General features: G+C 64.4%; 14 protein-coding genes. 2 read left to right on the top strand and 12 right to left on the bottom strand.

Going from position 1 to position 12,367, the window contains the following annotated elements; all coding sequences use genetic code 11:
* Positions 1-137: 137 nt before the first annotated feature.
* Positions 138-701: a response regulator gene (locus tag QZ564_RS17760; RefSeq protein ID WP_297112946.1), complete on the bottom strand. Its 564-nt coding sequence runs from the start codon at positions 699-701 to the stop codon at positions 138-140.
* Between the two features lie 90 nt (positions 702-791).
* Positions 792-1,163, bottom strand: coding sequence for a DoxX family protein (locus QZ564_RS17755; protein ID WP_297112942.1), 372 nt, complete (start codon positions 1,161-1,163; stop codon positions 792-794).
* A gap of 204 nt (positions 1,164-1,367) precedes the next feature.
* On the opposite strand from QZ564_RS17755, the gene QZ564_RS17750 reads away from it, so the two are divergent.
* Positions 1,368-2,033 carry a spermidine synthase gene (locus tag QZ564_RS17750; protein ID WP_297112940.1) on the top strand — a complete coding sequence of 222 codons (666 nt, stop codon included), beginning with the start codon at positions 1,368-1,370 and terminating at the stop codon, positions 2,031-2,033.
* Positions 2,034-2,039: 6 nt separating this feature from the next.
* Here QZ564_RS17750 and QZ564_RS17745 read toward each other — a convergent pair whose 3' ends face one another.
* From QZ564_RS17745 to QZ564_RS17700, 10 genes are all read right to left on the bottom strand, one after another.
* Positions 2,040-2,543: a hypothetical protein gene (locus QZ564_RS17745; RefSeq protein WP_297112938.1), complete on the bottom strand. Its 504-nt coding sequence runs from the start codon at positions 2,541-2,543 to the stop codon at positions 2,040-2,042.
* The gene (locus tag QZ564_RS17740) at positions 2,540-3,160 is read right to left on the bottom strand and encodes a hypothetical protein (protein ID WP_297112936.1); all 621 of its coding nucleotides are present in this window, start codon (positions 3,158-3,160) and stop codon (positions 2,540-2,542) included. The genes QZ564_RS17745 and QZ564_RS17740 overlap by 4 nt, the downstream gene beginning before the upstream one ends.
* Positions 3,160-3,750: a hypothetical protein gene (locus QZ564_RS17735; protein WP_297112934.1), complete on the bottom strand. Its 591-nt coding sequence runs from the start codon at positions 3,748-3,750 to the stop codon at positions 3,160-3,162. The genes QZ564_RS17740 and QZ564_RS17735 overlap by 1 nt, the downstream gene beginning before the upstream one ends.
* Positions 3,747-4,505, bottom strand: a complete 759-nt coding sequence (locus QZ564_RS17730) for an ABC transporter ATP-binding protein (protein ID WP_297112932.1) — start codon at positions 4,503-4,505, stop codon at positions 3,747-3,749. The genes QZ564_RS17735 and QZ564_RS17730 overlap by 4 nt, the downstream gene beginning before the upstream one ends.
* A complete protein-coding gene (locus QZ564_RS17725; RefSeq protein WP_297112930.1) occupies positions 4,505-5,566 on the bottom strand; it encodes an iron ABC transporter permease in 1,062 nt (353 codons plus the stop codon). Before QZ564_RS17725 ends, QZ564_RS17730 begins: the two co-directional genes overlap by 1 nt.
* 2 nt (positions 5,567-5,568) lie before the next feature.
* Positions 5,569-6,657, bottom strand: coding sequence for an ABC transporter substrate-binding protein (locus QZ564_RS17720; protein WP_297112928.1), 1,089 nt, complete (start codon positions 6,655-6,657; stop codon positions 5,569-5,571).
* Between the two features lie 174 nt (positions 6,658-6,831).
* Complete coding sequence (locus QZ564_RS17715) at positions 6,832-7,953, bottom strand: YihY/virulence factor BrkB family protein (RefSeq protein ID WP_297112925.1); 1,122 nt, start codon at positions 7,951-7,953, stop codon at positions 6,832-6,834.
* Between the two features lie 61 nt (positions 7,954-8,014).
* Complete coding sequence (locus QZ564_RS17710; protein WP_297112923.1) at positions 8,015-9,049, bottom strand: DUF3618 domain-containing protein; 1,035 nt, start codon at positions 9,047-9,049, stop codon at positions 8,015-8,017.
* A complete protein-coding gene (locus QZ564_RS17705; RefSeq protein ID WP_297112920.1) occupies positions 9,049-9,468 on the bottom strand; it encodes a phage holin family protein in 420 nt (139 codons plus the stop codon). The genes QZ564_RS17710 and QZ564_RS17705 overlap by 1 nt, the downstream gene beginning before the upstream one ends.
* A complete protein-coding gene (locus tag QZ564_RS17700; protein ID WP_297112917.1) occupies positions 9,455-10,090 on the bottom strand; it encodes a nutrient deprivation-induced protein in 636 nt (211 codons plus the stop codon). Before QZ564_RS17700 ends, QZ564_RS17705 begins: the two co-directional genes overlap by 14 nt.
* 457 nt (positions 10,091-10,547) lie before the next feature.
* Between QZ564_RS17700 and uvrB the strand changes: the two genes are divergently transcribed.
* Positions 10,548-12,367, top strand: a 1,820-nt coding sequence (gene uvrB / locus QZ564_RS17695) for an excinuclease ABC subunit UvrB (protein ID WP_363312478.1), incomplete at its 3' end; no start/stop codon positions are given.

The raw sequence follows: 12,367 nt of genomic DNA, 5'->3' as shown, positions 1-12,367 counted from the left end.
GCTGTTCCACACCGGCCTTGAGCGCCGCAACCGCCCGGGCCGACGACATATTGGCGCCGCTGCGGCTGACCCCGCCGGGCCGGACGGCCTCGCGATGAAACTTGGTTTTGACGGTGACCAACCGTCCGCCGGTTTCCTCACCCATCGGCATCCTCCAGGTTGATCGCTTGCTCATCCGTTTGCCGCCGCTTGGGCACACCGGCATGGTCCTCCTCGCGGAAGCGCCGGTCCGGTCCGTAATAGGTTTCGCTTTCCCAGAACGGGCGCGGGCGGCGGGCGATCCAATTGATCCGGTCATAGAGCACCACCGGCGCCACCGGCTTGGACAGCACGAAATTGGCCCCGCAATCCCGCGCCTGTCCCACACTGATGCGCCGGGCGGTGCCCATGGTGACGATCATCGGGATGGAGCGGCATTTGTGCTTGGTGTCCAGCCGCACGGCACGAACGAAGTCGATCCCACTGCTCATGGATTTGGCTGCACCAGGCTTTGGTAAGTCTGCCGCACAGATCAGGAAGTCCACATCGCGATCCGCCAAAAGGCGGGCCGCCGTTTGGGCCTCACTGGCTTCATGAACGGTCTTGGCCCCGAACCCATAAAGCAGCCTGCGGAACAACTCGCGATAAAGATCGCTCGGATCGGCAATGAGAAAGCCGATTTCCGAGAGATTGACCGAGTCTTCTGCGAATTTGAGCGCCATGATGAATACGTATTCTGGTCGAAAACTGCTGACACTCCCTTAAGCGCAACAGTCCATTTGCAGGGCTTGCCGGGCCTGCGGCGTTCGGCCTCAGCGCAGCAGCGGAAACACCGCCCGCACCTTTTCCTCCCGCAGCCACAGCGCCGCCCACACCGCAAGCCCCAGATAGATCGAAAACAGCGTGTGGCTGAACAGCGGATTGTCGACCCGAAGATTGGCGGCCAGCGACGCACCCAGCAGGCCCGTGGTCAGCACCGCACCCAGCAATGCCGTCCGCGGAATGAGGAAAAGGACCATGCAGCCCACCTCGATGCAGGCGATCAGCACGAGGTACTTGGCGGGCCACCCGACCACTTCCATCGGCTCGAGCGCCGCCTCCATCCCCATGAACTTCGGCGTCGCCGAGGCAATTGCCAGAAACAGCGCGATCAGCACGCTCAAGACCCAACCTGCAATTTTCATTCTTCGTCCCCGTTGGCAGCCCATGCTGCCTCTGCCCAAGCGACGAACATCAAAGCGGAACTTCGACATGGTCGGCAACAGAAAGTCGGCTCTCCTCCTCGCCCCATTCTTCGAAGGCTAGGTGGGGGAACCGTCGCCCCTGCTCTTGCTCATCCGCGGTCCTTGCTGTTACCCCTCACCCTCCTCCGCTCTGAAAGCCCGCCCATGATCCCCTGGCAAAAACTTGGCGAGACGACCATGCCCGGCGGCGGCCCGATGACGCTGATGCAGCGCGGCACCGAATTCTCGGTCATGTCAGGCACCATCACGCTGATGAACAGCCGCATGAGCAATTCCGAAGAGCAACTCGCCAACATGTCCGCTGCCCGCCTCGGCTCACGCGCCGGGGCCCGCATCCTGATCGGCGGGCTGGGCCTGGGCTTCACCCTGCGCGCGGCGCTCAAATGCTTTGCCGCCGACAGCGAGATTGTGGTGGCCGAACTGGTGCCCGAGATCGTCGAATGGGCGCGTGGGCCCCTCCTGCCGCTGCATGGCGACAGCCTCGACGATCCCCGAGTCCGCATCCACCTGGGCGATGTCGCCACCGCCATCAGTGGCGGCAAGCCCTTCGACGCCATTCTGCTCGACGTGGACAATGGTCCGGACGGACTCTTCCGTCCCGCCAATGATCGGCTCTACAATACCGCCGGCATCGCCGCGGCTCGCGCCGCGCTGACCCCGGGCGGCCATCTGGCGATCTGGTCGTCGCACCCCGACGCCCGCTTCACCAAGCGCCTGAAACAGACCGGCATGCAGGTAGAGGAAGTCACCGTCCGCGCCCGCGCCAACGGCAAGGGCGACCGCCACACGCTCTGGTTCGCCACAAAGTAGGCCGGCCTATGCCGGGTCGTAGACCTCGTCTGCCGGCAGCCGCAGCAGCCTCTCGGCCATATCCTGCTTGAGCCAGGCCAGGTGCTGGTCCTCCTCCGGCGTCCGGTCGGGCTTCCGGCCGAGCAGGATGAATTCTTCCCGCACAATCCCCTCGCGAATGATCAGTTTGACCTGTCGCCCCCGATAGCCGAGCACGAAGACATAGCCCTTGAGTATCTCGCCCCGCTCCAGCGCCAACAAGCCATCGTCGATCGTGTAGCGGCCTTCCGTTGTCGCGCGGGTCACCATCTCAAAGGCGTCACGTCCCCCTTGCCCCTTGAAGGGCGTGCGGACCGTGATCTCGCGGCGCTCCGCCGGCGCATCCGGGCTCAACAGCGGTAGCGCCCGCTGCATCACCTTGAAGGCATGGGCCACCCCACCCGGAAACCCGAAGCCGTGATAGCGGTTGAGGTCTTCCACCGTATAGGTGAGTGGACGGCCGTCTTCGTGGACGACGAGAAAATCGATCATTGTTGTGGGTTCCTGTCATATGCGGCGCGGATCCAGGGCAGGAAGCCATCAAGGAAGCGCGTCGTCGCCGGCATGAAATGGCTGCCGTGGTGGTAAAACGGGTCGAGGCTGGTAATGACCATGCGGCCCCGCGTGGTCACCTCGTCCACATAGAGAATGACCTTGCCTTCGCCATTGACGGCCAGCACCTCCACGCCATCGGGCGGGTCGAACCAGCCATGCAGGTGCCAGGTCACGTCGCGCTGCGTCAGCCGGCTGAACAGGTCATGCCCCGGCGCCGCAATGCGCACGCCAAGGTCCGCCCCGGGCGTCAGCCACCACCAGAAATTGGTCGGCTGGGGCATGAAGGTGATCCCAGGCAAAAAGAGCTGGCTCTCGCTTTCTCCGGTGGCCACAATCGTCCCGCCACCATCGAGATACGCCTGCAATTGGGCCTTGTGCTGCGCCATCCGGTCGACCGGCGTACGGCAGGGAATGATCACGACGTTGAAGGCCGAAAGGTCGGTATCCGGCAGGTCCTCCGGCCGCACCAGCGCATCGAAATAGCCGGCATAGCGCGGCGCCTCAAAACTTTCGATGTGATAGTAGGCGCCGGGATGGATCGCGAGAATGGCCATCAGATTTCTCCATTGGCCCAGGCGATGATGCGGCTGGTGAGCAGCGCGCCATGCCCGGCCTCCCCGCCCATGCCGCCCAAATCATTACCCGCATGGGAAAACACGCGCCCACCCCCGGGCAGCCGCCATTCCCAGTCGATCGGCAACAGCGCCGGCCCGATCCCGTTGACCGCCACGCCCCCCGCGGGCAGCGGATTGTGCCCCCGGCCATAAAACCCCGCGACACCCTTGTTCTCTTCGAGGCTCTTCTGCGCGATCCCGGCAAAGATCGGATGCTCGCTCAGCCGCACCATCGCAAAATCCGCCCGCTTCGGCCTTTCCAACGGACGATAAAGGTCCAGCCCCGGCAGGAAGCGGCGCAGCACATGCCCGTTGAAGAACCAGTTGCCGCCCCTTTCGAGCAAGCGCGATACCGCCGGCATGTGTTCCAGCCAGCCAATCTGGTCGAGATGGGTGGTGGTGATGATACCGCGCGCGACATCGATATGCCCCTCGGTCAACTCGGCCTCGCGGATCACCGTGAGCCGCTCGTCCCCGGCATAGCCCGCTGGCGGCGGACCAAAGTGAGAATGAACAAACAACACGCTCATGCCGCACGCGCTCCGGCAAAAGCCGGCAGCACCGCCCGCTGCGCCACCCCGTCGCTCCCACTGAGGGCAACAAAGCGCATCGGCACGCCATAGAGACGCTCCAGATGCTCGGGCGTCACCACCTCATGCACCGGCCCCTTCAACGCGTGCGCATCCGGCAACATCAACAGCGCCGTATCGGCGATCGCCAGCGCATGATTGGGGTCATGGGTGGTGAAGACGATCGCCTTGTCGCGCGCCTGCCTGAGCCCGTCGAGCAGGCCGAGCAGCCGCTGCTGGTTGGCGAGATCCAGCGCCGCGCCGGGCTCGTCGAGCACCAGCACATCCGACCCCGTGGCCAGCGCCCGCGCCAGCAGCACCAATTGCCGCTCGCCGCCCGACAGATGATCGAACCGCTCCGCAGCAAACCGGCTCGCGCCCACGCGCTCAAGCGCGGCCCGCGCATCGCCAAAATCCTCCGGCCCGGGCTGACCAAAGAGCCCGAGGCTCGCCGCCCGCCCCATGACCACCACATCGATGACCGTGTAGCTCGCCTGCGACGAGGCCGTCTGCGGCACATAGCCGACAATGGCGGGTGCCTGACGCTCCCCCCCGTCGAGGCGCTGGAAACCCAGCATCGAGCGCAGCGCTGTGGTCTTGCCCCGTCCATTCGGCCCGAGAATGGCCATGCACTCGCCGCGCGGCACCGAAAAACTCAGGTTCTCAAAGATCGTCCGGGTGCCGAAGCGCACCCTTGCCTGGTTGAGGCCGATCATCAGCCTGCTCCCTTTTCGCGATAGTGCTGGCGGATCAGCAGTGCAAAGACCGGCGCGCCGACAATGGCGGTGAGCACGCCGAGCGGAATTTCTGCCGCCGTCAGCGTCCGCGCCAGCGTGTCGATGGTGACCAGATAGGCGGCTCCGAGCAGCGCCGAAGCCGGCAACAGCTTGCGATGGTCATGCCCGACAATCAGCCGGCAGGCATGCGGAATGACAAGGCCAATCCAGCCCACGATCCCCGACACCGCCACCTGCGCGCCGACCACCAGCGCCACCATGGCAAAGATCAGCCAGCGCTCGAGGTCCGGCCTGGCCCCGAGGCTCTTGGCCTCGGCCTCGTCCAGCGACAACACATTGAGCCGGAAGCGCAGCGACCAGAGCACGATCAGTCCGACGACGATCCCCGGCGTCGCGATCAGCACCCGCTCCCAGGTTGCGGTCGCAAAGCTTCCCAACAGCCAATAGACAATGGCCGGCAGCGAGGAATTGGGGTCGGCGAAATATTGCAGCAGCGACACGAAGGCCGAGAACAGCGCCCCCACCACCATGCCCGACAGGATCACCGTGACGATCTGCGTCCGCCCGTCGATCCGCGCGATGGCCCCTACCAGCGCCAGCGCCGAGAGACCGAAGACGAAAACCAGCGCCAGCAGCGGAAAGCCCCAGATACCCGCCGAAATCGCCAGTGCCCCGCCAAAGGCCGCGCCCTGCGAAATGCCCAGCACCTGCGGCGAGACCAGCGGATTGCGGAACACGCCCTGCAGTGCCGCCCCGGAAATGGCGAGCCCCGCCCCGCAGACCACCGCCAGGATCACCCGCGGCACCCGCACCAGCCAGACAATGCGTTCGTCGATGGCCTCGGGCATGGCGGTAGGGTCGTGGAGGCTCTGCCAGATGATGGCGATGGCCCGATCCACCGGCACGGCATAGCGCCCCACGCAGACGCTGACCGCGAGGCTCACCAGCAGCAGCGCGACCAGGATCACAAAGGTCAGGGTGGACCGGGTCCAGCGCCAGGTGGGCTGGCCCGCGGCCTGCCCTTCGCTTGCAGCGCTCATTCTCACTTGGCCGCGAACTGGTCGTAGCCAAAGCCATCACCCTGGAAGCTGGTCCAGATGATGCCGTCGATGTCCGCGTCGGTCAGCTCATAATTGTAGAGGGTCCGGTAGGCGTCGCGCATCTCGGCCCGCAGGTCGAAATCGAACAGGTCCGGATGCAACAGTTCGGCCAGCCACATCCAGGTCAGCGGCGATTCCTGGCTCGGCGGGTCCCAGCGATAGCCGCCCAGCGGCATCTTGTAGACGCGCTTGTCCTGCGCCGCCTTGGTCAGCGACAGGATCGGATCGTCATAGACCCAGCTCACATCCAGTTCCGGCTCGAAGCTGTTGAGCAGGATGACATCGGGATTCCACTGCGCAATCTGCTCGCGATTGATCGACTGGTTGCCCTCCAGCTCCGCGGCCGCGTTCCTGCCGCCGGCCAGCGCGATCGACCAGTTCTGGTAGCTGTTGGCCGCGCCATTGGCAGTGATGTCCGACAGCGACCGTCCCATGTAAAGCACATTGGGACGCTCTTCCTCGCCCAGCGACTCGGTGACTTCGGCAATCTCCTGCCGCACCTCTTCGCGCCAGGCTTCGTGCGCCTCGTAGCGCTCGGGCTTGCCGATGGCCGTCGCCACATTGCGCATATAGGTGCGGGCATTGTCTTCATTGCCATAGACGATCAGCATGGCGTTGAGCCCGGCATTAAGGATCGGGTCGACAATTTCCGGCCCCCGTCCACCCCACTGGATCACCAGGTCCGGATCGGCGGCGGCCAGCGCCTCGACATTGGGCACGAAGTCAGTGCCGGTCACGGCATCGGTGATCGAAAGGGCGTTGGGGAATATCCGTCCCAGAATGCCTTCTTCCAGCGCCGTCAGCGATAGCGGGTTCATGCCCACCAGCTTGTCCGCACTGCCATCAATGGCAATCACGCCCGAAGCCATTGGCATGGGAATGGTCACGATCCGCTCGGCGGGCTTCTCCAACGCAATTTCGCGCCCCTCCTGGTCGGTAAGGCTGATGGATTGCGCATGGGCCCCAATTGGCATGAGGGCGAGCAGGATCGATGCAGCGCCGGCAATCCGGCGCACATGGGCGCGATTCATTGGTCTTCTCCTTAAGCCGCTTGAGACGCTCGGCAGGAGCAGTCCTAGTTAAACAGGACTACGTGTGTCAAGTTTAAATATGACACAAAAACACCACTTTATCACCAATGCCCGCTCAGCGGTCGACGCAGCCCCCTGACTCACGCTCGTCGCCTTGTGACGACGACACCAGGATCACGGCGACGTTGATTGGCCGGAGGTCTTTTTCGAACGCCGCTCATAGGCCAGCATCACCATTGCCGCAGGCACCGCCAGCGCCAGGGCACCCCAGGACATCTTGCGACGCTCGCGGCGCGGGGCCGCGTCCTTGTCGTCATCCTTGCCCGGCCAGGGCTCCCCGAGCGTATCGGCAACATAGGCGCCCCGCTCCCCCATCGGCTGCCGCTCACCAGTGGTTGAATCCCGCGCGGTCTGGTGTTCCAGCTCGGAATTGAGCACCGCGCCGATGATCACCACCGTGGCCGAGATCCACAGCCAGGTCATCAGGCCGATCACCGCTCCCAGCGGGCCATAGGTGGCATTGTTGTCCGAGAAATTGGTCACATACCAGGAAAGGCCCACCGAGCCTGCCCCCAGCGCCACCACTGCCAGCACCACGCCAGGGCTGATCCAGCGCCAGCGCGCCTCCTCGCGGCTGGCGCCCCAGCGGTAAAGCGCCGCAATCATCAGCGACAGCACCACCAGCATGGCGCCATAGCTGCCGATGCGCACAGCCCATTCCAGCCCCCCGCCCCCGGGTAGCAGTTCGACCAGCATGGGCATGATCACCACGACGGCGATCACCAGCACCGCCGCAATGGCGCCGCACAGGGTAAACACCATCGCCACCAGCGCGACCTGCAGAAAATTCCGCTTCTCCTGCTCGTGATAGGCCACGTTCATCGCCTCGAACATTGCCTTGACGCCGGCGCTGGCGCTCCACAAGGCGATGCCGAGCGATACCAGCAGGGTCCAGCCCAGCGTGTTGCTGCTTTCGGAAGTGAGCCGCGTCAGCTGGTCGTTGACGATCTCCAGCGCCCCGGGTGGCACGATGCCGCGCAACAGGTCGACATGGTCGAGCACGTTCGAGCTGTCGTAGAATAGCCCATAGATCGACACGAAAGCGGTCAAGGTCGGAACCAGCGACAGCAGCAGATAGAAGGTCACCCCGGCGGCCGTAAGCAGAATGCGGTTCTCGGTGATGTCACCATAGATGCGCCAGACCACGTCTTTCAGGCCTGGCGCCGGAATCTGGACAGGGTTATCGGCCGCCCGGCCACGGCCACCGGCCGCGGCGGAGTTTGCATTATCGGACATCGGTTTCTCCCGGCAGGTGCGAGGGTGCAGCGGGCCCGCCCGCCGCACCCTCGACAAGACTTTAGTGACGGCTTGGCGAACCGTCTGGCCGGGCGGCCTCCGCGGCCTCGCCTTTGGCCTTGTCATAGAGCTCGCTGGCCTGCTCGGACGCACCCTCATAGATCTCGGCCGCCCTCTCACGGCCTTGGTCATAGAGCGCCTCAGCCTGCTCGCCAGCCTTGTCCTTCACCTTGTCGGCCGTTTCGCCCATCAGGGCGTCTTCCTGCTCGGTATGCGGCAGTGCCGAACCGAAAGCGGCGCCGGCTGCAAAAGCCAGGGCTCCGGCTACCAGCGGCTGGTCGCGGAACTGCTGCATGATGGTGTGGTTGAGAGAATTGAGCTGTTCGCTCATCACCCGGCTCGCTTCCGCCGCCCGATCCCGGGCGACCTGGGCACCATGGCCAACCGCACTGCGCGCGTCGTCCGCCATGCCTTGCGCCCGGCGCCAGTTATGCGACGCCCAGCCGCCGGCTTCGTCCAGCAGATTGCCGGTCTCGTCGCGAAAATGCTGCACCTGCTCACCGGTCTGATCGGCAAAACCGCGAAAGCGGCGCCCGGTCTCATCCATGAAGTGACCCGCGCGCCGGCCGGCCTCGTCAGAGGCGGCGCGATACTTCTTGCCGGCATCATCAATGAACTCGCTGATGTGCTGGCCGTTATCGTCGCGCTGGTGCGACACCCGCTGCATGCTCGAGCCGGTAATGGTCGCAACCGGGTAGTCTTCATAATCGTCGTGGCTGGCATAGCCGCGCCGCCCGTTGATGCTCTCGTCCCACTGCCGATCGGTCTCGGACTGGGTTGGTGCAGGCTTGGCCATCAGCCAGGCCAGGCTGACGCCGAGCAGCGCCACTGGCAACGGGTTGGCGGTCACATTGCGCTGCAGGCTGGACACGAACTGGCCGCCGCCGCTCTTGGTATAGGCGAGCAATTCGTCCACCAGCTGGCCGGGCGACAGCCGTTCCTGGATGCTGTCGATCCGGTCATCCAGCTTGGCGCGCTGCATCTCGACTTCTCGCTGCAGCTCTTCGGAACTTTTCCTACCGTTTTCGTAAGCCATTAGAGCCTCTCCTTGACCATGTTCGCATCCCGTCCGAGCGAGCTCGTGGTGCGGTTGAGATTGAGATTGGACGCCCTGAGGGTGCTCAGGCCTCGGGAAATGAAGACCCAGGCAATGATGCCGACTACGACGGTTACAATGCCTGCCGCCACCGCGTTGGAGACGGTAACACTCATTTCCAGGGCCGTGATGAAATAGGCTGCGAGCAGCGTCACCAGGGCGCTGAGCAGCACCCCAAGCGCGCCCAGGGCGAGCACGCCCCCAACCAGCAGGGACACGGCCCCGCCCATCATCTCGCCGACCTTTTCCGAGGTTTCTGCCTTGGCCAGCTGTATCTCCTTGCGGAACAGCCCGGAGATGTCGTTCACCAGACCAGACAGCAGGTCACCCAGCGAACGCTCGTGATTAACCTGAGACATTGCCACCTCCCCGATAGTCGCGGGACTGGCCATAGGCCGATGGCGTTGCAGTGGCAGCACCACCCGCGCCGGCTTTGCCATAAGCGGAATCCGATGGCGCCTGCGTCGCACCCGGCTGCTGTGCCAGTTGTTCGCGCCGATGCGCCGAAGCGCCGGCAAACCGGCTGGCCATGAAGCCGGCTAGGGCCGCCGCGCCCAGGAAAGCCAGCGGCTGTGTCCGACCGAAACGTTGCGCCTCACCCATGAGGTCATCGACACTCTTGCCTTCGACCTGCTTGCCGAAACGATCCAGGCTATGCGCCAGATCACGGGCATAGCGGGCAGTGGTGGCCTGTTCGCCATCCAGTTCATCGGCAACCTTGGAGATCGCCGAGGCGATGCCGGTGATCTGCGTCGCGGCATAATCCTTCTGGTCGGCGGCGAAGGATTTCGCCTGCTCGCTGGCTTCGCCAACCTTGGCCTGCGCCTCGTGCTTGAGCGCCTGCGCATCTTCTGCAGCGCGGTCGGTGGCCTTGCTCAGGTCACTCTGCACCCGCTCGGCTGCGCCACTGGCATCCTGCTTCGCGCGGTCTTCGACAGCGCCGGTTGGCGTACCGGACATATCCCTGTTATCGGAACTCATTGTCACCTCCTGATTTTGTCGGGCGGCCTTCCGCCCTTGTGGAGGCAATGTTGCGAACCGGTCATGGTTCCGCAGGTCGCGCAATGTGTTCGTGATCGGACCCCGTTCCCATTCCGTTCGCATCGTGCTAACAACCGTGATCCGTTTCCCTGCTGACATTGCGTGACAGAGCACCCATCTATGGGTTCATCTGTCTCCGCCCCTCTTGCTGATCCACGAGCGCGCCATGGCCCCCAAATCGACCCGCCCCGGCAAGGCCGAATTCTCCATCGACGACTTCATCGGCGAGATCGAAAAGGCCGAGGATTTGCAGGCCTCCAAGCCGCTTTATGCCGAGCGCATGAAGAACAAGCGCGCCCTCGACCGCGCCGAGGCGGCCGAGAAGGCCGCCAAAGAACCCAAGACCCCGCTGGAAAAACGCCGCACCACCAAGGCCAGCCACGACACTGCCACCGGCATGTCCAAACGCACCGGCAAGACCAAGATCAACTCGGTCGACCGCGTCGATTTCGATGGCATGGGCGAGGCCCCGCAGGCCGGTTTCGGCCACATGCCGAGCAAGCCCTTGTCCGCCCGCGACATCTCCCGCACCGCCGCCGCTGATCCCGAGACCCAGGCCAAGCTGCGCGAAGCCCTCGACGCCTCGGTGAAGAAGAACAAGGCCCGCAAGAACGAGGATGTCTCAAACGCCACCACTGTCGGTGTCACCGCCACGGTCAAGGCGCTCGAACAGATCATCCTGCATGGCCGCAAGGAGGTGGAAGGCTCCGCCCCCTGGGTGCCGCACCGTCCCGAGCGCCCCGCCAAGTCCGGCGAGTCCCGCCCCTTCCGCCTCGCCACCGAATACGAACCCCGCGGCGACCAGCCCACCGCCATTGCCGAGCTGGTGGAAGGCATCGAGAACGGAGAGACCGACCAGGTCCTGCTCGGCGTCACCGGCTCGGGCAAAACCTTCACCGCCGCCCAGGTCATCGCCCGCACCCAGCGCCCCGCGCTGATCCTGGCCCCCAACAAGACCCTCGCCGCCCAGCTCTATTCCGAGTTCAAGGGCTTCTTCCCCGACAATGCGGTCGAATATTTCGTTTCCTACTACGACTACTACCAGCCCGAGGCCTACGTCCCGCGCACCGATACCTATATCGAGAAGGAATCCACCATCAACGAGCAGATCGACCGCATGCGCCACTCGGCCACGCGCGCGATCCTCGAGCGCAACGACGTCATCATCGTCGCCTCGGTCTCCTGCATTTACGGCATCGGCTCGGTGGAAGACTACACCGCCATGACCATCGACGTGCAGAAGGGCCAGCAGATCGACCAGCGCCAGCTGCTCGCCAAGCTCGTCGCCCTGCAATACAAGCGCGGCGATACCGGCTTCGTCCGCGGCACCTTCCGCGTCCGCGGCGATACGGTGGAAATCTTCCCGGCCCACTATGAAGCCGCCGCCTGGCGCGTCTCCCTCTTCGGCAACGAGATCGAGTCGATCACCGAATTCGATCCCCTCACCGGCAAAAAGTCCGCCGACCTCACCTTCATCCGCATTTATGCGAACTCACACCACGTGACGCCGCGCACCACCATGAACCAGGCGATCAAGCTGATCCGCTCCGAACTGGCCGCGCGCCTCCAGGAACTCAACGGCGCCGGCCGCTTCCTCGAGGCCCAGCGCCTCGAACAACGCACCCTGTTCGATCTCGAAATGATGGAAGCCACCGGCTCCTGCGCCGGCATCGAGAATTATTCGCGCTACTTTTCCGGCCGCAAGCCCGGCGAGCCGCCCCCGACCCTGTTCGAATATCTCCCCGACAATGCGCTGGTCTTCGTCGACGAAAGCCATGTCACCATCGGCCAGCTCGGCGCCATGTATCGCGGCGACCTCCGCCGCAAGGCGACCCTGGCCGAATATGGCTTCCGCCTCCCCTCCTGCATGGACAATCGCCCCCTGCGCTTTGAGGAGTGGAACGCCATGCGCCCGCAATCGGTCTATGTCTCGGCCACCCCCGGCTCCTGGGAAATGGACCAGACCGGCGGCGTCTTCGCCGAACAGGTCATTCGCCCCACCGGGCTGATCGATCCCCCGGTCGAAGTGCGCCCGGCCACCCATCAGGTCGACGATGTCATCGACGAAATCCGCCAGACCATCAAGGCCGGCTACCGCACGCTCTGCACCGTCCTCACCAAGAAAATGGCCGAGGACCTCACCGAATACATGCACGAACAGGGCATCCGCGTGCGCTACATGCATTCGGACGTCGACACCATCGAGCGCATCGAAAT

The sequence above is a fragment of the uncultured Devosia sp. genome (genome assembly GCF_913055165.1).
In the GTDB taxonomy this organism is placed as follows: Bacteria; Pseudomonadota; Alphaproteobacteria; order Rhizobiales; family Devosiaceae; genus Devosia.
The sequence above is the reverse complement of the archived record's forward strand: the minus strand, read 5'-3'. Positions and strand labels throughout refer to the sequence as shown.